Below are 18813 nucleotides of genomic sequence, written 5' to 3'. Positions count from 1 at the left end.
CGAAGGTAGCGTGCGTCCATGACGTTCACCGCGCGATCGTGGCTGGCGCCGGACCGCCCCGAGTTCCCCGCCACGGTCGAGGACCCGGCCGAGCGCCGCGCGATCAAGCTCGAGCTGCTGATCGTCTTCGGCATCACGCTCGGCCTGTCCGGGGTGCGCAGCCTGCTGTCCCTTGTGGACTCGCTGCTGCAGCCGGTGCCGCTGGCCCAGCAGCAGGCGCAGCTGAACGTGCCGCAGGCCGCGGCCAGCCTGATCGACCTGCTCAAGCAGCTGCTGTCGGCGGCGCAGCTGGTCGGCTGGGGCGCGCTGGGGCTGTACCTGCTGTGGCGCGCGGGCATCAAGATCAGCCGGCTGGGGCTGGACCGCCGGTCGGCGGGCTACGACACGCTCCTGACGCTCGGGCTGGCCGCGGCGATCGGGATCCCCGGCCTCGCGCTCTACTTCGTCTCCTACCACCTCGGGTTCAGCCTGGCGGTACAACCGTCCACTTTGGGCGATACGTGGTGGCGGCCGATCACGCTGACCTTGTCGGCGTTCGGCAACGCCTTCGCCGAGGAAGTCCTGGTCATCGGCTACCTGCTGACGCGGCTGCGCCAGCTCGGCGTCCGGGAGAACAACGCCGTGTTCGGCGCGGCCGTGCTGCGCGGGTCGTACCACCTGTACCAGGGGTTCGGCGGGTTCGTCGGCAACTTCATCATGGGCCTGGTGTTCGGCCGGCTGTGGCAGAAGACGAACCGGCTGTGGCCGCTGATCGCCGCGCACACGCTGTTCGACTTCGTGTCCTTCGTCGGATATGCCCTGCTGAAGGGGCACGTTTCCTGGCTTCCCTGACTAAGATCCGGGGGGTGATCGACGAAACGGCACCTCCCCGGGTGGACAGCGAAGTCGGACCCCTGCGCGCGGTGCTGCTGCACCGGCCCGGCAACGAGCTCAAAAGGCTGACGCCCCGCAACAACGACCAGCTCCTGTTCGATTCGATCCCGTGGGTCGGCCGCGCCCAAGCCGAGCACGATGCGTTCGCCGAGGTGCTGCGCAACCGCGGCGTCGAGGTCCTGCTGCTGGCCGACGCGCTGCGGACGGCCCTGGACGACGACCGGGCGCACGCGGCGGGCGTGCACGCGGCGGTCGACGACCGGCGGCTCGGCGGGGACCTGGCCGACTCCCTGCGTTCGCACCTGTCGAGCGTCGACGCGGCCGGCCTCGCCGAGGTGCTGATGGCCGGGATGACGTTCGAGGAGCTGCCGTCGGCGGAGGGCGCGTCGCTGGTGCGGATGATGAACCACCCGCACGACTTCGCCGTCGATCCGCTGCCGAACCTGCTGTTCACCCGCGACTCGTCGGTGTGGATCGCCGACCGGGTGGCGATTTCGTCCCTGACCATGCCCGCACGCCGCCGCGAAACCGCGGTGCTCGACCTGGTCTACGCCTATCACCCGCAGTTCCGCCACGCGGCCCGCGCGTACGGCGCCCATTCCGCGCCGATCGAAGGCGGCGACGTGATGCTGCTGGCGCCGGGCGTGCTCGCCATCGGCGTCGGCGAGCGGACGACGGCGGCCGGCGCGGAGTCGCTCGCCCGGTCGGTGTTCGCCGACGGCATCGCGCACACCGTGCTGGCGGTGCCGATCGAGCAGTCCCGCGCGACCATGCACCTCGACACCGTGTGCACGATGGTCGACGCCGACGCGGTGGTGATGTACCCGCTCGCCCGCGACTCGCTGACGGCGTTCACGCTGCGCCCGACCGGCGACGGCGGGGTGAAGGTGGCCGGCCCGGCGCCGTTCCTGGTGGCCGCGGCCGAAGCGATGGAGATCGACCGGCTGCGCGTCATCGACACCGGGCTCGACCCCGTGACGGCCGAACGCGAGCAGTGGGACGACGGCAACAACACCCTCGCATTGGCGCCCGGCGTGGTCGTCGGCTACGAGCGGAACGCCGAGACGAACGAGCGGCTGGAAGCGGCGGGCATCGAGGTGCTGCCGATCGCGGGCTCCGAACTCGGCTCCGGCCGGGGCGGGCCGCGGTGCATGTCCTGCCCGGTCCGCCGCGATCCGCTGTAATGGGAGCCTTCCCTAAAGAGCGCAGGCTTTTAGGGAAGGCTTACTTAAATTAGGTGAGTCTTCTTTAGGAATGGTAAACCTAATAGGGGGAAGATCACCAGCCGGAAGTGGTCGGAAATCGAATTCTGCCGTATCGTGGTGGTCATGGCCCTCACCAAGAAGAAAGAGCCGCGCTCGAAGTTCTTCGAACTGCTGCAGGCGCAGATCCACAACGAGTTCAACGCGTCCCAGCAGTACATCGCGCTCGCGGTGTGGTTCGACGCCGAGGACCTGCCGCAGCTGGCGAAGCACTTCTACAAGCAGTCCGTCGAGGAGCGCAACCACGCGATGGCGCTCGTGCAGTACATGCTCGACCGCGATCACCACGTCGAGATCCCCGGCACCGGGGAGGTGCGCAACGACTTCTCCGGCGTCACCGAGCTCATCGAGCTCGCGCTGAACCAGGAGAAGGAGGTCGCCGCCGACATCTCCGCGATGGTCAAGGCGGCGCGCGCCGAAGAGGACTACATCAGCGAGCAGTTCACGCAGTGGTTCCTCAAGGAGCAGGTCGAAGAGATCTCGCAGATGAACACGCTGCTGAACGTCGTCAAGCGCGCGAACGGCAACCTGTTCGAGGTCGAGAACCACCTGGCCCGCGAGTCCGTCGGCGACAGCGGCACCGACTCCCAGATGCCGCCGGTGGCCGGCGGCAAGCTCTGACACACGAAGCACGAAACCCGGGCTCTCCCCCTGTGGACAGCCCGGGTTTCTGCATGCGGCCGGCTCTCAGCCGGCGCAGTCCTGGGTGAGGCTCGTCAGGCTCGTCTGCACGACGCCGGTCTGGTCGAGCCGGAAGTGGTATTCGGCGGCAGGGCCGGCCGGGGCGACCACGCCGCCGGTTTCTTCCTCGGCCGCGGGGTAGACGGCGAGGATCTGGTCCTTGGTGGACCTGGCGCCGATGCCCTCGGCGGTGTGCGCGGCCACGTCCGGGGTGACGACGACGAGCCCGGCCGCCTTCGAAATGACGACGCTCGCGGACGCGGGAAGCCCGCTGCCCTGTGCTTTGTAGACGGTGCAGCCGGCTCCGGCCTGCGCGTCGCTGAGCGTGATGGTCTGCGCGGCCACGTCGGCCTCGGACATGCCGAGCTTGAGCCTGCCGAAGCCGTCGGCCGCGAGCAGCGGTCCGCTGGTCACGGCGGCGAGCGTGGACGGCGACGGGGCGGACGACGGCCGCTTCGGCGGCGGAGACGACGTCGACGCTCCCGGCGGTGCGGAAGCCTGGATGCTCTGAGTTCCGGTCGGGCCGGGCGCCGAAGGCTCCGGCGGCCGGCCCTGCGTGAGGTTTTCGGGTGGCTTGGAGTCGGCTCCGGTGCCCGGGACGGAGATCACGGCGGTGCCGTCCTCGGTGTGGAGCCGGAACATGGTCAGCCCACCGGCGACGGCGACCACGGCGGCCGCCACCCCGGCCACGGCCTGCACGGTGTGGCGGCGGCGCCGACGGCGCCGCGCACCGGTGACGATGACGGTGCCGGCGTCCGGCGGCGGGGGCAAGTCCAGCCGCTCGTCGGCGAACAGCGCGCGCAGGCGCTGCTCCAGTTCGTCCTCGGAGATGTTCAACCCGCACCACTCCCTTCGCCTTCGCCGTCGACCGACTTCAGCTTCATCCGCAACGACGCGATCGCCTTGCTGGCCTGGCTCTTCACGGTGCCCTGGGTGATTCCGAGGACCCCGGCGATCTCCGCTTCCGAGAGACCTTCGTAGTAACGCAGCACCATCACGGCCCGTTGTCTCGGCGGCAGCGTTCGTAACGCACGCCACAGCGGCTCGTGCTCGAACGGGTCCGCCGGCACGTGCGGGCTGGTGTCCGGCAGGTCCGCGACGAGGTTCTCGCGGCGCGTCCGGCGCCAGCGGCTCACGTGCGCGTTCGCCATCGACCGGCGGACGTAGGCCAGCGGGTCGCCCGTCTTTTCGTGGACGTAGGTCCACCGCGAACCGATCTTCTCCAGCACGGTCTGCACCAGATCCGCCGCGTCGTGCGGGTTTCCGGTGAGCGCGTGGCCGTACCGCAGCAAGCCCGGCAAGGTGGCCTGCACGAAGTCGCCGAAGTCGACGAACTCGCCAGGCAACGTCGCGGCCCTCCCTCGGCCTGCGCTGGTCACCGGGGTGACGATCCGGCCGAAAGCAGGCGGACACGGCCCGGCGTCAATCCACTCACCGGTACCCGTTCCGCCGTGGCTGCCGGTCGGATCGTCACCGGTCGACACAGCATCTCCCCCGGTGAAGACGGGTGCCGCAGCGGTCACCGTATCGCCTCCCATCGGGGTCGGGTAGCCGGAAGCCGAACCGCTTTCCTCCCCAACACGCATCACAGCCCCCTCAGGTTGCCCGCGTTCCCAGCCGAGTTCGTGATCGCTCGGCCGGGTGATTGTCTGCCCACGTCAGCGGTGGGCGAGCGAGTCGGGCAGCCGGAAACCGCCGCCTTCGGACTCACGGAATTCGTGCACGCCGACGACCGCCGCGTGCGGGATCGGGCCGTAGACGTGCGGGAACCAGATCCCCTCCGGATGCGGCGGAACGCCGTCTTCCCAGCGGACCGGCGAGCCGACCTTCGCCGGGTCGATCTCGAGGAGTACCAGGTCGGTGCGACCCCGGTAGCGGATGTTGGCCGGCAGGTTGGCTGTGCCGAAGTCGGAACAGTGGATGAACCCGACTTCCCCCAGTGAAGACGGCCGGTACTCGCCGTCTTCAGCCACTTCGGCCCACTCGGCCGCCCCACAGATGTGAAGTATCACGCAGAGAATCGTCCCACCGCCGCGATCCGGCGGCGGTGTCTCGTGCGCCACATAATGCCTGGTTGAACGCTCATCGAGCGGGCGGAGGACCGCGGCGTGCACCGACGATCCGACGCTCGCCGACGGCGGCCAACGCGTTCGTCCGGCACCACCGACAGCGAGTCAGCCCGGTGGTCCGGCGCTCGCCGACGGCGGTCAGCGCAGGGTCAGCCGCGCGCCGGCAGCGGTCAACGCAAGGCCAGCCGCTCGCCAACGGCGGCTGGCGCGAGGCCAGCCGCTCGCCGGGGCGGTCAGCGCAGGGTCAGCTGCCGGCCGATGAGGCCGTCCCGCGCCCGGCGCTCGGTCGCGTTCAGCGGCTCGTCGTCGAGCGACTTCAACGCCGTCTCGAGCCGGGCGCCGAGGGCGTCCTTCGCCTCCGCCCACTCGCGGGCGTGGGCCTCGGGGTCGAGGTCCCAGACCGGGACGAGCAGACCGTGCGCCCGGAACGAGCCCGCGTAGCGCGAGCCCTCGCCGAGGCCGAGCTCGCCGGCCGCGGACAGCCGGGCGAGGGCCTGGAGCAGCAGGTTCTCCGGCTCCGGCCGGACCCAGCGCAGGTGCGCCTTCTCGCCGGCGAGGACCCAGTAGGCAGCCGAGCCGAGCCGTTCGGTGGGCATGATCGCGGCGTTGGCGCGCTCGAGGGAGACGGCGACGTCACCGGTGGCGTCCGCGTCCTCCGGCAGCCACCAGCCGAAGTCCTGGTGCAGCGTGACGTCGAGCTCGGCGCCCGGGGTCAGCAGGTCCTGGAGCCGCGCGTGCTCGTCGGCGGACGGCGGGGTGGTGGTGTCCGGCACGCCGAGGACGTCGCCTTCCTTGGCGTCGAGCAGCCACTTCAGCGACCGGCCGAGGTCCCGGCTGATGTCGGACGAACGGGTCTGCACCTGCAGGCCGAGGTAGCGCCGGCCGTCCGAGCGGACGAACGCGGCCGCCGCCATGGGCAGCACGGTCCCGAGGGTGACGTCACCGCCGTCGGCCAGGGTGAGCTGGGCCGTCGCGGACGGCACGAACTCGCGCAGCGCGATCAGCTCGGGCTCCGCCGCCAGCCCTTCGAACGGCTGGCCGACGAAGACGTCGCGCACCTTCGGCTTGCGGTCCGATGCCTGCTTGGGACCCTTCTTGCGCGCGCCCTTGCCCACTGCTGCCTCCTCTGGCTCGGCTTCAGACGCTATCGAAGGGTTAGTCTCCCGACGTGTTCGACCCCCGCGATCCCGCGTTCCTCGAAAACCCGTACCCGGCGTTCGCCGCACTCCGCTCACGTGGCGAGGTTCATTTCCACGACGGGCTCGGCCTCGCTATCGCGGTGTCGCACGCCGCGTCGTCGGCGGTGCTGCGCCACCGCGGCCTCGGCCGGATCTGGCAGGACGCCCAGCCGCTCGAGCGGTTCGCTTCGTTCAACCTGCTGCACCGCAATTCCCTCCTGGAGAACGAGCCGCCGGCGCACACCCGCCTGCGTCGCCTGATCGCGGGCGCCTTCGGCCGCGGCCACGTGCAACGGCTGCGTCCGATGGTCGCGACGCTCGCCGCCCACATGGTCGACGACTTGGCGGCCGCCATCGCCGCCGACGGCAGTGCCGACCTCCTCGAGCACCTGGCCCAGCCGCTGCCGGTCGCGGTGATCGCCGAGCTGCTGGGTGTCCCCGGCACCGACGGACCGCGGATGGTCCAGCTGTCCAACGCCATCGTGAAGATGTACGAGTTCGACCTGCCGGAGGAAGGACGCGACGCCGCCGAGCAGGCCGCGGCCGAGTTCGTCGACTACGTCCGCTCGGTCGCCGCGACCCGCGCGGACGCACCGGGCGACGACATCATCAGCGACCTCCTCCGCAGCGAGCTGACGCCGGACGAGCTGGTGGCCACCGCGGTGCTGCTGCTGATGGCCGGCCACGAGGCGACGGTCAACGTGCTCGGCAACGGCATCACGGCCCTGCTGACGCACCGGGATCAGTGGGAGCGCCTGCTGGCCTCACCTGCCCTTCTGGATTCGTGTGTCGAGGAGCTGATCCGGTTCGACGCGCCCCTCCAGCTGTTCGAGCGCACGGCGACCGAGGACGTGTCGATTGGCGGATATGTCGTTTCGCGTGGCGAGAAGATCGGCGCACTCCTGGGTGCCGCGGCCCGCGACCCGAAGGTGTTCGACGAGCCGGACCGTCTGGACATCGGCCGGACGCCGAACGCCCACCTCGGGTTCGGCCTGGGGATCCACTACTGCGTGGGTGCTCCTCTCGCTCGGGTGGAGATCGCCGCCGCGCTGAGTGCGCTGGCGGAGAAGCTGCCGGGGTTGCGCCTGGCCGGCCCTCCGCCGAGGCGGCCGGAGTTCGTGATCCGTGGGTTGCGGGAGCTTCGGGTCACCGTGTGACGGGGGCCGGCTCCGGTTTCGCGTGATTCCGGACGGCTCTCGCTTGATGCGGAGTGGAACTGGCGTGATCGAAGGCGGAAGTCACGTGATTGGGCGCGGATCTCGCGTGACTGGAGGGGCATCTCACGTGATTGGCGGGGCATTACGGGTGGTTGGTGGAGTGGCGGGGGTTTTATGGAGTTACTCCGGTGAAGAGGTCTTCTTCGAGGTGGGGGCCTGGGGCGGGGTGGGCGAGGTGGTAGTCCTCGTGGGGCCAGACTTGGCGCTCGATTTCGCGTGAGTGGGCGAAAAACGGGTGGGCCGGGTCTACCTGGGTGGCGTGGGCCAAGAGGGCTCGGTCGCGCGTGGCGAAGTGGGCCTCGCAGCGGATTTTGGTCGTTACCGGGAATTTGTCGGGTGGGAGTTCGTTCAAGACCTCGGCCATTGAGGATTCCAGGCCGGCGGCCAGGGTTGCCTCGTGCAGGGCCTGGAACCAGGCGCGGCTCAGAGTGGCCTGGTAGTACAGCTTTTGCGGCTGCCACGGCTCGCCCGTGCCGGGATAGCGGGCGGGGTCGGCGGCCGCGGTGAAAGCCTCGACCGTCACCTCGTGGGTGCGGATGTGGTCCGGGTGGGGGTAGCCGCCCGTTTCGTCGTACGTGATCACCACGTGCGGGCGGAACTCGCGGATCAGCGCCACCAGCGGCGCCGCCGCTTCCGAGAGCGGCAGGGCCGCGAAGCAGCCCTCGGGCAAGGGCTCGCCCTCGGCGGGGAGGCCGGAATCGACCAGTCCGAGGAAACGCTGGCGGACGCCCAAGATCTCGGCGGCCGCGGCCATCTCGCGACGGCGGATCGCCGGGAGGTCCGCCCACGTCTCGGGCGTGTCGAGGGCCGGGTTCAGGACGTCGCCGCGTTCGCCGCCGGTGCAGGTGGCGACCAGGACCTCGACGCCTTCAGCCGCATAGCGCGCCAGGGTGGCCGCGCACTTGCTGGACTCGTCGTCCGGGTGGGCGTGGACGCTCAACAGGCGGTAAGTCACCGGGTGCTCCTCTGGGGGAAGAAAAGTGCGGGGATCAAGGTCAGCGCCGAAAGCGCCAGTGCCCACGTGAACGTGGTGCCGAACGCCGCCGGGGCCGGGGCGGCCGTGAGTTCACTGTGGAGGATCGCGGCCAGCAGAGCGGTGCCCAGCGAGCCGCCGATCCGGTTGACCACGTTGAACGCGCTCGCCGCCCGGGGGATGTGGGACCGCTCCAGCGAGCCGTACAGCGTGGTCATGCCGGGTGCCGTCGCCGCGCCCAGCCCGGCGCCGCGGATCAGGAGGGACAGCGTCAGCAGGGCACCGCCGGGGGCCGAGCCAAGCTGGGTGAACGCGATCGTGCCCAGCAGGGACAGCGCGATCCCGGCCAGCATCGTGCGCCGCGGCCCGAAGCGGGCCAAGAGCCGGCCGCTCGCCAGCATGACTGCCGCCGAGCCGAGTGCCTGAGGCGCCAGCAGCAGGCCGGCCCGCAACGCGCTCGCCTGCTCGACCTGCTCGTAGTACAGCGGAAGCAGCAGCATCGAGCTGTACAGCGACGCTCCCAGCAGGAACGTGCTCGCGCTCGCGACCGCGAACCCCTTGTTCCGGAACAGCGCCAGCTCGAGCACCGGCGAAGCCACTCGGGACGCGTGGACGCCGTACGCCAGCAGCAGCGCGGCCCCGGCCACCCAGGCGACGACCACACCCTCGGCCAAGCCGTAGACGAACGCGCCGAGGCCGGGCGAGAGCAACGCGAGCCCCCGGACGTCCAACGCGGCAGGCACGCCGCCCGGCGCCGGAGCCGGGAGGAGCCGCCGGGCGCAGAGGAACGTCGCCACGCCCAGCGGGACGATGCCGAAGAACATCCAGCGCCACCCCAAGCCCGCCACCAGCGCACCGCCGAGCATCGGGCCCAGCACCGGGGCCACCGTGGCCGGCAGGGTGATCACGCCGATCATCCGGCCCAGCGCCGGACCCGCCGCCTGTGCGAACACCGCCTGCCCGACCGGCTGCATCAGCCCGCCGCCCAGCCCGTGCAGCACCCGGAACGCGATCAACGCCGGCGCGGACCAGGCGAAGCCGCACAGCAGCGTGCCCGCGGTGAAGATCGCCACCGCCGCCAGCCAGACCGCGCGGCCGCCGAAGCGGTCGGTCAGCCAGCCCGACAGCGGGATCGCCGCCGAGGCCGCGAGCAGGTACGCACTCGCCACCCACTGCACCGTGGTCAGCGGGCTGTCCAGGTCGTGGGCGATCGAGCCGATCCCGACGGTCACGATCGTCGCGTCGAGGATCGACAGCACCGCGCCCATGATCAGCACACCGCCGAGCCGCCACAGCGCCGCATCCGGCCGGACTGCCGTTGTCATGCACACCCCCAGGTGATTAGGTCGAACCTCAGATTAGGTCCGACCCACTCGTTGGGTCAAGCACAATCTTGGGTCCGACCCAGTAGAGTGACGCCATGAGCGAGGGACTCCGCGACCGGAAGAAGCACGAGACCAGGAGAACCATCTCCGCCGTGGCCACGCGGCTGTTCATCCGCAACGGCTTCGAGGACGTGACGATCGCGGACATCGCCGCCGAGGCGCGGGTCGCCAAGATGACCGTGACGAACCACTTCCCGCGCAAGGAAGACCTGGTCTTCGACATCCGGGAAGACTTCACCTCCTGGCCCGCCGCCCTGATCCGCGACAGCGTCTTCCACGACACGCGCGAGCTCTACTTCGAAGCGCTGGGCGCCGAACACGCGCTGGTCGGTTTCTCCGGCCCCGGCTTCGTGCGGATGATCAAGGAGAGCCCGATCCTGACGAACGCGCTGCACGAGATGCACCGCGAGCGCGAGACGGCGCTCGTCGACCTCCTCATCCGCCGCCACCCCGAAGAAGAACTCAGCCCCACGCTCGCCGCCGCCCACCTGGCGACGGTCCTGCGCGTGCTCTTCCAGGAGGTCTTCGACCGGACCCTCGAGAACGAAAAAGCGATCGTCGAGGAGCTCTGGCCGATCGCGGAACAGGCGTTCGACCAGCTGGAACCGGCCTACGGCGGCTACTAGCGCGCCGCGCCGGCCGGCCGCGAAGCCCGCAGCTCCGGCTCAGGCGCACCCCGGACCTTCAGCACGCGCATCTCGCGCACGGCAAGGGCCTCCGACGGCGCCAGCAGCGCGGAGAACCGCTGCACCACCAAGGCCGTCATCACCGCCAGCGCGGCCGCGGAAAGGTCGGTCACCGCGACCAGGACGACGCTGTCGGCCATCGACTGCACGTCGTCGCGGAAACGCCAGCAGATCGACACCCCCAGCAGAACCCAGTTGAGCAGCCAGGCGCCCCACCACACGAGCACCCGGCGCGACGGCTTCGGCCGGACGTCCCGCGAGCGGCCCAGCACCGCGTGCTCGAGTTCGCCGACGACCGACAGCGCCAGCGGCAGGTTCGCCACCGGCACGAGGACGCCGACCAGCACCTGCCACACCGGGCGGGGCGGGTCGTCGCCCGACACGTCCGCCGCCGCCTGGCGCGCGACCAGCAACCACCAGAGCGACAGCCCGGCGGGCAGCAGCGCGAGGATCGAGGCGAGCAGGCCCGCGGTGAGCACGAAGCCGTCGGAGAACGCCACCACCGAGCGGGACAGCGCGGATTCGCGGCCCTGGACGAGCAGCACGTACCGCCAGATCTCCGCGCTCGCCGCGGCCACGGCGAGCGCCGCGAACGCGAACAGGACGACGACCACGCTGCGGCTGAGCACCGGCACCCGGTCGATCGGGCGGACCTCGTCGGACGCCGTGCCGGGCACCGACGTCGGACGGCGCCAGACCAGGTTCGGGAACCCCCAGCGCGGCGGCACCGGGTACGACGGCGGGCCCAGGTACGGCTCGGGCGCCACGACGCGGCGGCGCGGCCACGCTCCGGGCGGCGGGGTGGCCACCCAGCGCAGCTTCGGCCGGTGCACCGGACGGCGGTGGTAGGGGTACGGCTCCGGCTGGGCGGCCAGCGTCCGGCCCTGCAGCTGCTGGGCCGTCGGCGGCGGCGCCTGGCGCGGCCAGTACCCGGGCGGGTACGGCTGCCCGGCGGGAGGCTGCCCCGGGTGCAAGGCTAGATCACTTCGGGTTCGATGCCGGGGTGCTCGCCGACCATCGGACGGCCTTCGCGCTGCCACGCGCCCATGCCGCCGGCGACGTTCACCGCGTCCCAGCCGCTCTGGTTGAGCCAGGCGGCCGCCCGCGCGGACCGGCCGCCGCTGCGGCAGATCACGTGGATCGGCTGGTCGTCGGGCAGATCGGCCAGCTCGTCGACGCGGACGGGCAGCTCTCCCATCGGGATGTGCACCGCGCCGGGCGCGTGCCCGGCGGCCCACTCGTCGTCTTCGCGGACGTCGAGCAGCACGAGGCCGTCCTTGGGCAGGTCGCGGACCTCGGCGGTCGGCAGTTCAGCAGGGCTCACCACGATTCCCATGCTGCCATGTGCACCCGTTGCCCGCGCGTGAGGTCGAGGTGTGAACACCGGATTCGGGCATCTCCCGTGATCAGAAAGGCATCACGCGTGATTGGGAGGGCATCTCGCGTGATCAGGAGGACGACACGGGGTTACTTGCGGTGCCGGCCGCGGCCGGCGATGCGGGTCTTTTCCTCGGCCTGGCCGAACCGGGCGACCGCCCTGTCCCGCATGAAGCCGAGCGGGTCCGGTGCGTGCAGCCGCAGCATGATGTCGTGGACGTGCTCCGGGCGGCCGTAGCCGGTCACGCGGCTGACCAGGTACGTCGTCACGAAGGCGGCCGGGACGGTGATCAGCGCGGGCTGGTTGACGAACCAGGGTGCCCAGCCGCCGGTGTAGCCGCTCACGACGTTGACGATCAGCGCGGCCAGCACCAGGCCGCCGCCGACGAACATCCCGGCCAGCGCGCCCGGCCAGGACAGCTTGCGCCACCAGATGCCCAGCACGAGCAGCGGGCTGAACGTCGACGCGGCGAGCGCGAACGTCAGCCCGATCGAGAGCGAGATGTCCTCCGGCCGCAACGCGACCGCCAGCCCGATCGGGAACAGCGCGACCAGCCCGGCCGCCACCCGGAAGTCGCGCACCCGGCCGGGCAGCAGGTCGGTCGACACCACCCCGGCCACGCTCACCAGCAGCCCGGACGTGCTGGACAGGAACGCGGCGAACGCGCCGGCCGCGGTGACCGCGCCGAGGAGCTGGCCGCCGACCCCGGGCAGGATCGCCGACGGCAGCTGCAGGATCGCCGCGTCCGTCTTCCCGGTCACCAGCAGCTCGGGGACGTACATCCGCGACAGCGCGCCCAGCAGCGTCGGGAACAGGTAGAACAGCCCCAGCAGCAGCAGGACGTGCACGGTCGTGCGGCGCGCGGCCTTGCCGTCGGGGTTGGTGTAGAAGCGCACCAGCACGTGGGGCAGGCCCATCGTGCCGAGGAACGTCGCGAACATCAGCGAGTACGTCTGGAGCAGGTCGGTGAGGCTGCCCGATGCCGGGTGCAGCCAGTTCGCGTTGTCCGCGCTCGCGTCACTGACCACCGGGACCGGCGTGCCGGCCACGAACTTCAGCTTGGTGCCTTCGGAAACCGTGTGCGGCGCCAGCGGGGTCCAGTGTGTCGGCCCGGCCGCCGGGCCGTTGTCGGTGCGGCCGTAGGCGTAGAGGTAGGTGTCCGAGGTGACGTGCAGCGTGACGTCGGTCTGCACGTCCACCGTGGTGTCGTTGATGAACACCGGCGGCGCGGGCGCACCGAGCGGCCGGAACCCGTCCGGGCCGCCGCCGGTGAAGAAGACCATGCACAGCACGAAGGCGGGCACCGCGATCGCGAACAGCTTGAGCCAGTACTGGAACGCCTGGACCACGGTGATCGCGCGCATCCCGCCGGAGATCACGTTGAAGGCCACGAGGATCATGACCACGATGGCGCCCGCCCACGCCGGCACCGGCACGACCGTCGCCAGGGTCAGGCCGGCGCCCTGCAGCTGCGGGGCCATGTACAGGATCCCGATGAACACGACGAACGCCGTGGAGAACCGGCGCAGGCCCTGCGAGCCGAGCCGCATTTCGACGAAGTCGGGCAGCGTGTAGGCCCCGGACCGGCGCAGCGGCGCCGCCACGAACAGCATCAGGGCGAGGTACCCCGCGGTGAAGCCGATCGGGAACCACAGCGCGTCGGCGCCGTCCTTGAGCACGATTCCGGCGATGCCGAGGAACGAGGCCGCGGACAGGTATTCGCCGGAGATCGCGGCGGCGTTGCGGCGGGACCGCACGGTGCGCCGCGCGACCAGGAAGTCGTGCGTGCTCGTCGCCGACCGCGAGGAGCGGTGACCGAGGTAGGGCGTCACCACCGCGACCAGCACGATGCCGGTCAAGGCCCACGGGTTCAACTGCACGGGAGGAATCCTCGCACGAGTCAGTGCGAAACTAGTTTTCGATCATGTCCACGAACGCGCGTTCGTTGCGTTCGGCCAGCCGGTTGTACCAGATTCCGACACCGAACAGGAATGGGAACGGCAGCACGCCGAGAATCAGCCAGGCCACCGGGATGCCGAGCAGGCTGGCCTGGGAGAACCCCGGCACCAGGTAGAACAGCACGGGCAGCGAGCCGAAGACGCCGACGACGAGCAACGCGAGCAGCAACGCCGTCCGCAGCTGCACCTTCACCAGGTGGTCGCGTACGAGCAGCTTCCCCCAGCTGGTCTGCTCCTCCAGCTCGACCCGGGCGCGCAGGCTGCCGGCGCCACGGCGCGGGTCGGCGAGGATCACGCGCTCCCGCTTGGGTTTCGCGTGGTGTTCCGGCTTCGGCGGCGGCTCGTTCTCCGGCGCCGGCGGCAGGGACTCGACGACGGCCCGGTCGGCCGGCTGCGGCAGCGGCCGGTGCCGGGCGCGCCTGCCGAGGGTCGGATCCGGTTCGCGGACGCCGTTCGAGCGGCGCTCGTAGAAGTCGTCGGTCATGGCCGGCCCCGGCTCAGCCGTTCCGGCCCGAACCGACCAGCCGGTCCTTCAGCGCACGGGTGTGCCGCCGGCTCACCGGCAGCACCTTCTCCTCGTTGCCGATGACGACCTGGTAGCCGCCCTGGCCCATGCGCAGCTCGGTGATCAGCGGCAAGGCGACCAGGAACGACCGGTGGATGCGGACGAAGCCGGCTTTCTCCCAGCGCTCTTCGAGCTGGGCGAGCGGGATCCGGACCAGGTGGCTGCCTTCGGTGGTGAACAGCCGCGCATAGTCGCCCTGCGCTTCGACCCAGCGGACCGAGGAGCGCGGGATGAGCTTGGTGGTGCCGGCCAGCTCGACCGGGATGACCTCGTCGTCGTTCTTGACCGGCTCACCGCCCAGCGCGCCGGGCGGGGGCGCCGCGGCGGCAGCCAGCTTTTCCAGCACGCGCGAGATGGCGCGATCGAGGCGATCCTGCTGGTACGGCTTGAGCACGTAGTCGAGGGCGCCGAGGTCGAAGGCGTTGACGGCTTCTTCGGCGTGCCCGGTGACGAACACCAGCGCGGGCGAGGGCCGCAGCGCGGCGAACACGCGCGACATCTCCATCCCGGACAGGCCGGGCATGTCGATGTCCGCGAAGACGGCGTCGACGATCGGCAGGCCACGGTCCTTGCGCTCGCGCAGCCGCGGGTCGTCGGTGGACAGCAACCGCAGCGCCTCGGAGGCGTCGATCGCCGGGAACACCTTCGCCACGTGCGGGCTGTTGCGCAGGCAGTGGACGAGTTCGTCAAGACCGTTGGGCTCGTCGTCCACAGCCAGGACCACGAGCTTCCGGGTGTCATCGTGAGCACTCACAGTGAAACGCATCCTGCCCATTGCCGAGTGCAATGTCCAGCCCCCGTCCGCCTTAAGTGAGGAGACCCGCGACCGGAGCCGCGGGCCTCCTGCTCTCAATGCACGAACGTGAACCAGTTGAGGTTCACGAAGTCGGCCGGCTGGCCGCTGGTGAAGGTCAGGTAGACGTCGTGCACGCCGGTGACCGCGCCGATGTTCGCCGGGACGGTCCGCCAGCTCTGCCAGCCGCCGGTGTTCGCCACCGCGAAGCTGCCGATGGGCGCGTTGGACCGGCTGTCGAGCCGCACCTCGACCAGCCCGCTGACCCCGCCCGCGGCCCCGGACGCCACGCGCGCCTGGAAGTTCGTCGCCGCGCTGCCGCCGAAGTCGACTCCCGGATAGAGGGCCCAGTCGCCGTTGGCCACCGCGGCGACGTTCTGGCCGCCGCCGGTGTCCGTGGTGGCCTCCGTGATCAGACCGGATTGCCGGCTGTACGACTCCGCCTGGATGGTGCGGTAGGCGCTGCTGCCACCGGACGGCGGAGTGGTGGTCGTGGTCGGCGGGGTCGTCGTGCCGCCGCCGCCGCGGGTGGTCACCGTGACGTAGTCGACGACCATCGGGTGCCCGGGCACGATCCCCGGCCCCGGCGTGGTCGTGCCGGAGTTGTTGTTGGGGAAGGCGCCGCCGATGGCGACGTTCAGCAGCACGAAGTAGCCCTGGTGCGTGGTCATGTTCGCCCAGGTCGTCGCGTCGAGCTGGTTCTGGCTCACCGAGTGGAACTGCTGCCCGTCGACGAGCCAGCGCAGGACCTGCGGGCTGCTGCTCGCGTCCCATTCGAAGCGGTAGGTGTGGAAGGCCGACTGGCAGCTGCTCCCGGGGCACGCCCGGTTGTTCGGCAGGCCGGTGGTCTCGTTGCACGGACCGCCCGGGTTGACGCCGCAGTGCAGGACGCCCCAGACGGAGTTGAGCCCGTTGACGTTCTCCATGATGTCGAACTCGCCGATGGCGGGCCAGTTCCACCAGTTGCCGCGGTAGGGGCCGCCGAGGGCCCAGAACGCGGGCCAGTAGCCGAGCGCGGCCGCCCCGGTCACGTTCGGCATCTGGATCCGGCTTTCGATCCGCATGACGCCGCCCGCCGGGGGCTTGAAGTCGGTGCGCTGGGTCTCGATCCGCGCCGACGTCCAGTTACCCGCGCCGTCGCGCAACGGCGTGATGCGGAGGTTGCCGCTGCCGTCCTGCGCGAGGTTGCCGCTGCTCGCCGTGTAGTTCTGGATCTCCCCGGTCCCCCAGTTGCCGGGGCCGCCGGGGTAGCTGTGGCCGGTGTCGACGATCCAGTTCGCGCTCGAGGGGAGCGAGCCGGCGCCGCCGGTGAAGTCGTCGGCGAACACCGTCGTCCAGCCCGGCTCGGGTGGCGGGATCGACGCGGCGGCGGGGATGGTCAGCGGGATGGCGATGAGCGCGGCACCCAGCACGGCACCGAGGGCGAGTCTGCGGGAGTGGGGCATCGGGGACGACCTCCTTGTCGACCGGATTTGTTGCCGTTCACAACAAAGCCCGTCGACAAGGAGACCTGACGCCCTGCGCCGATTCCAGAGGCGTTACACGAGATGAGTGATCCAGGTCACAAACTCTGCCCGGAAGTACCCGAACCGGACATCGACGTCAGAGGCCGAAGCGCGCCCAGGCCGCCTTCTGCGTCACCGCGTCCAGCACCGCCGACGCCGCCGCCGGTGCCCCGAGGCCGAGGCGCGCGAGCAGCGGCTTCTTCGGCTCGGCCACCGAGATCTCGGCGTCCGGGTAGCGCTCGGTGATGATCTGCCGGAGGCTGCCGAGACCGTCGATCAGGCCCAGGTCGAGCGCCTTCGCGCCGAGCCAGACGTCGCCGGTGAACAGGTCCTCCGTGTCGGTCAGCCGATCGCCGCGGCGCTCCTTCACCCAGTTCACGAACAGCTCGTGGAGCTGGGTGTGCATCTTCTTCAGCCACTCGACGTCTTCGGGCTTCTCCGGCGAGAACGGGTCCAGCCGCGACTTGTTCGCGCCCGCCGTGTGCAGCCGGCGCTCGATGCCGAAGCGCTCCAGCAGGCCGGTGAACCCGAAGCCGCCGCTGATCACGCCGATCGAGCCGACCATCGACGTGCGGTGCGCGTAGATCTCGTCGGCGGCGCAGGCCAGCCAGTACCCGCCCGACGCGGCGACGTCCTCGCAGAACGCCAGCACCGGCACGCCCTTCTCGTCGGCCAGCTGCCGGATCCGCTCGGCCACCAACCCCGACTGCGTCGGCGCGCCGCCCGGCGAATTCACCAGCAACGCGACCGCCTTGAGCCGATCGTGCCCGAACGCCCTGGTCAGCGCCGTTTCCACGGCGGCGAGGTTGATCGCGCCCCTGGCCAGCGGCGACGGCGACGGCGTGATCACGCCGTGCAGCTTCACCACGGCCACGACGTCCTTGCGCTCGACCCGGTCGGCGAGCACCGGGATCCGCGAAGCCAGTTTGTCCGTAACGCTCATGAAGCCAGGCTAGCCGGATTCAGCTCATGGGGAGGATGCCGGAGCGCGTGCCGTTGACGCCGTTCACCTCGGTGCCGTTCAGCTGAGCAGGGCCGCCCTGGGGCGGGACGTCGGCCTCGCCGGCGTCGGTCTCGGAGCTGTAGTCCGGCATGTTCGGCCGGACGCCCGGGACGAACTTCGGCACCCGCAGCGTGACCTTCATGCCGGCGCCGGGCGCGGTCTCGACCATCACCGCGTAGTCGCTGCCGAAGACCTGCTGCATGCGCTGGCTGATGTTGCCGAGCCCGACGTGCGCGCCGGTGCTGTGCGCGTTCTTGACGTCCTTCAGCCGCCGCGGGTCCATGCCGATGCCGTCGTCCTCGACGCTGATCAGCGCTTCGGTGCCGTAGTCCTGCGCGATCACCGTGACGCAGCCGCCGCTGGGCTTGCTCGCGAGGCCGTGCTTGACCGCGTTCTCCACCAGCGGCTGGATGATCAGGAACGGCACGACGACGCTGAGCACCTCGGGCGCGATCTTCATCCGCACCTCGAGCCGGCCGCCGAAGCGGGCGTTCTCGATGGTCAGGTAGCGGTCGATGTTGCGCAGCTCCTCGGCGAGCGAGGTGAACATGCCCGACGTCCGGAACGAGTAGCGCGTGAAGTCGGCGAAGTCCTGAAGCAGCTCTCGGGCCTCTTCGGGATCCGTGCGGATCAGCGCGGAGATCGTGTTGAGCGCGTTGTAGACGAAGTGCGGCGAGATCTGCGCGCGCAGCGCCTTGATCTCGGCCTGCTGGAGCTGCTGCTTCGACTCGTCGAGCCGGGACAGCTCGAACTGGGTGCAGACGAACTGGGCGACGGCGTCGGCCATCTGCACCAGCCGCCCGCGGGTGCGGCCGACGACGATCAGCGCCGCCTCGGTCTCGCCCTCCACCAGCAGCGGCACGATGACCGCGGTCTTCATCCGGCAGGTGCCGCGGTGGTTGCACGGCATCCGGTCGTGCGCCACGACCTCGCGGCGGTGCTTGCGGATCGCGTTGCCGATCGCGTCGACGAGGTCGACGTAGTGCTCGTTGGCCTCGCCGTCCCAGGACAGCAGCGTGCCCTCGCTGTCGGTGATGCCCACGGCGACGCAGTCGAGCATCTGCAGCAGCTGCGTGGTGATCTTGTCGGCGGCATCCTCGTCGAGGCCGGCGCGCAGGTTCGGCGCCGCCTTCGACATCCGGTGCACCGCCTGCAGCATGGCGTCCTCCACCACGCTGGCCGGCTTGCGCTGCCGCACCAGCAGCACGATCATCGCGGCGACGAGCAGCACCACAAGACCCCACGGGACGATCTGCGCAAGCGGGAACCCGGACACGGCGTCCATGC

General features: G+C 70.7%; 19 protein-coding genes. 5 read left to right on the top strand and 14 right to left on the bottom strand.

Translation table 11 applies throughout. The features are described from left to right. Positions 1-18: 18 nt before the first annotated feature. The 3 genes from ISP_RS00675 (at position 19) to ISP_RS00665 (ending at position 2756) form a co-directional block, all read left to right on the top strand. On the top strand, positions 19-831 hold the full coding sequence (locus ISP_RS00675) for a CPBP family intramembrane glutamic endopeptidase (protein ID WP_013222100.1): 813 nt from the start codon (positions 19-21) through the stop codon (positions 829-831). A gap of 41 nt (positions 832-872) precedes the next feature. Continuing rightward, on the top strand, positions 873-2057 hold the full coding sequence (locus ISP_RS00670; protein WP_014466510.1) for an arginine deiminase: 1185 nt from the start codon (positions 873-875) through the stop codon (positions 2055-2057). A gap of 144 nt (positions 2058-2201) precedes the next feature. Further along, entirely contained in the window at positions 2202-2756 is a 555-nt protein-coding gene (locus ISP_RS00665) for a ferritin (protein WP_034284940.1), read from the top strand. Between the two features lie 66 nt (positions 2757-2822). On the opposite strand, the gene ISP_RS00660 is transcribed toward ISP_RS00665, so the two are convergent. From ISP_RS00660 to ISP_RS00645, 4 genes are all read right to left on the bottom strand, one after another. Then, positions 2823-3653, bottom strand: a complete 831-nt coding sequence (locus ISP_RS00660; protein WP_013222097.1) for a hypothetical protein — start codon at positions 3651-3653, stop codon at positions 2823-2825. After that, positions 3650-4162 (bottom strand): SigE family RNA polymerase sigma factor, encoded by a 513-nt coding sequence (locus tag ISP_RS00655; RefSeq protein ID WP_013222096.1) that lies wholly within the window; start codon positions 4160-4162, stop codon positions 3650-3652. Before ISP_RS00655 ends, ISP_RS00660 begins: the two co-directional genes overlap by 4 nt. Before the next feature lie 312 nt (positions 4163-4474). Next, positions 4475-4828 (bottom strand): DUF952 domain-containing protein, encoded by a 354-nt coding sequence (locus tag ISP_RS00650; RefSeq protein ID WP_071831628.1) that lies wholly within the window; start codon positions 4826-4828, stop codon positions 4475-4477. 290 nt (positions 4829-5118) lie between these two features. Next, complete coding sequence (locus tag ISP_RS00645) at positions 5119-6000, bottom strand: DUF5926 family protein (RefSeq protein ID WP_013222094.1); 882 nt, start codon at positions 5998-6000, stop codon at positions 5119-5121. Positions 6001-6053: 53 nt separating this feature from the next. Between ISP_RS00645 and ISP_RS00640 the strand changes: the two genes are divergently transcribed. After that, positions 6054-7220, top strand: a complete 1167-nt coding sequence (locus ISP_RS00640) for a cytochrome P450 (protein ID WP_013222093.1) — start codon at positions 6054-6056, stop codon at positions 7218-7220. 172 nt (positions 7221-7392) lie between these two features. On the opposite strand, the gene mca is transcribed toward ISP_RS00640, so the two are convergent. Together mca and ISP_RS00630 are read right to left on the bottom strand one after the other, a co-directional pair. Continuing rightward, positions 7393-8235: a mycothiol conjugate amidase Mca gene (gene mca / locus ISP_RS00635; protein WP_013222092.1), complete on the bottom strand. Its 843-nt coding sequence runs from the start codon at positions 8233-8235 to the stop codon at positions 7393-7395. Beyond that, positions 8232-9578 (bottom strand): DHA2 family efflux MFS transporter permease subunit, encoded by a 1347-nt coding sequence (locus tag ISP_RS00630; protein WP_230468672.1) that lies wholly within the window; start codon positions 9576-9578, stop codon positions 8232-8234. The genes mca and ISP_RS00630 overlap by 4 nt, the downstream gene beginning before the upstream one ends. Positions 9579-9673: 95 nt before the next feature. Between ISP_RS00630 and ISP_RS00625 the strand changes: the two genes are divergently transcribed. Then, on the top strand, positions 9674-10264 hold the full coding sequence (locus tag ISP_RS00625; protein ID WP_013222090.1) for a TetR/AcrR family transcriptional regulator: 591 nt from the start codon (positions 9674-9676) through the stop codon (positions 10262-10264). On the opposite strand, the gene ISP_RS00620 is transcribed toward ISP_RS00625, so the two are convergent. From ISP_RS00620 to ISP_RS00585, 8 genes are all read right to left on the bottom strand, one after another. After that, on the bottom strand, positions 10261-11298 hold the full coding sequence (locus ISP_RS00620) for a DUF4328 domain-containing protein (protein ID WP_013222089.1): 1038 nt from the start codon (positions 11296-11298) through the stop codon (positions 10261-10263). The genes ISP_RS00625 and ISP_RS00620 overlap by 4 nt on opposite strands. A gap of 2 nt (positions 11299-11300) precedes the next feature. After that, on the bottom strand, positions 11301-11660 hold the full coding sequence (locus ISP_RS00615) for a rhodanese-like domain-containing protein (RefSeq protein WP_013222088.1): 360 nt from the start codon (positions 11658-11660) through the stop codon (positions 11301-11303). Positions 11661-11791: 131 nt separating this feature from the next. Continuing rightward, positions 11792-13582: a sodium/solute symporter gene (locus tag ISP_RS00610; RefSeq protein ID WP_013222087.1), complete on the bottom strand. Its 1791-nt coding sequence runs from the start codon at positions 13580-13582 to the stop codon at positions 11792-11794. Between the two features lie 31 nt (positions 13583-13613). Next, positions 13614-14144, bottom strand: a complete 531-nt coding sequence (locus ISP_RS00605) for a hypothetical protein (protein WP_013222086.1) — start codon at positions 14142-14144, stop codon at positions 13614-13616. Positions 14145-14157: 13 nt separating this feature from the next. Next, the gene (locus ISP_RS00600; protein WP_034284934.1) at positions 14158-14991 is read right to left on the bottom strand and encodes a LytR/AlgR family response regulator transcription factor; all 834 of its coding nucleotides are present in this window, start codon (positions 14989-14991) and stop codon (positions 14158-14160) included. Between the two features lie 83 nt (positions 14992-15074). Next, the gene (locus ISP_RS00595) at positions 15075-16463 is read right to left on the bottom strand and encodes a carbohydrate-binding protein (RefSeq protein WP_013222084.1); all 1389 of its coding nucleotides are present in this window, start codon (positions 16461-16463) and stop codon (positions 15075-15077) included. 157 nt (positions 16464-16620) lie between these two features. Further along, positions 16621-17466: a S49 family peptidase gene (locus tag ISP_RS00590; RefSeq protein WP_013222083.1), complete on the bottom strand. Its 846-nt coding sequence runs from the start codon at positions 17464-17466 to the stop codon at positions 16621-16623. A 19-nt stretch (positions 17467-17485) separates the two neighbouring features. Then, complete coding sequence (locus tag ISP_RS00585) at positions 17486-18811, bottom strand: histidine kinase (RefSeq protein WP_013222082.1); 1326 nt, start codon at positions 18809-18811, stop codon at positions 17486-17488. Positions 18812-18813: the final 2 nt, after the last annotated feature.

The organism is Amycolatopsis mediterranei (genome assembly GCF_026017845.1).
In the GTDB taxonomy this organism is placed as follows: Bacteria; Actinomycetota; Actinomycetes; order Mycobacteriales; family Pseudonocardiaceae; genus Amycolatopsis; species Amycolatopsis mediterranei.
Note: the sequence above shows the minus strand (reverse complement) of the source record. Positions and strands in the feature narration are given on the sequence as shown.

Excerpts from the sequence above, each read along its gene's own strand:
- ISP_RS00675 (WP_013222100.1), top strand. The coding sequence starts at position 19 with ATGACGTTCACCGCGCGATCGTGGCTGGCGCCGGACCGCCCCGAGTTC.
- ISP_RS00665 (WP_034284940.1), top strand. The coding sequence starts at position 2,202 with ATGGCCCTCACCAAGAAGAAAGAGCCGCGCTCGAAGTTCTTCGAACTG.
- ISP_RS00630 (WP_230468672.1), bottom strand. The coding sequence starts at position 9,578 with ATGACAACGGCAGTCCGGCCGGATGCGGCGCTGTGGCGGCTCGGCGGT.
- ISP_RS00625 (WP_013222090.1), top strand. The coding sequence starts at position 9,674 with ATGAGCGAGGGACTCCGCGACCGGAAGAAGCACGAGACCAGGAGAACC.
- ISP_RS00615 (WP_013222088.1), bottom strand. The coding sequence starts at position 11,660 with ATGGGAATCGTGGTGAGCCCTGCTGAACTGCCGACCGCCGAGGTCCGC.
- ISP_RS00605 (WP_013222086.1), bottom strand. The coding sequence starts at position 14,144 with ATGACCGACGACTTCTACGAGCGCCGCTCGAACGGCGTCCGCGAACCG.
- ISP_RS00600 (WP_034284934.1), bottom strand. The coding sequence starts at position 14,991 with ATGCGTTTCACTGTGAGTGCTCACGATGACACCCGGAAGCTCGTGGTC.
- ISP_RS00595 (WP_013222084.1), bottom strand. The coding sequence starts at position 16,463 with ATGCCCCACTCCCGCAGACTCGCCCTCGGTGCCGTGCTGGGTGCCGCG.
- ISP_RS00590 (WP_013222083.1), bottom strand. The coding sequence starts at position 17,466 with ATGAGCGTTACGGACAAACTGGCTTCGCGGATCCCGGTGCTCGCCGAC.
- ISP_RS00585 (WP_013222082.1), bottom strand. The coding sequence starts at position 18,811 with ATGGACGCCGTGTCCGGGTTCCCGCTTGCGCAGATCGTCCCGTGGGGT.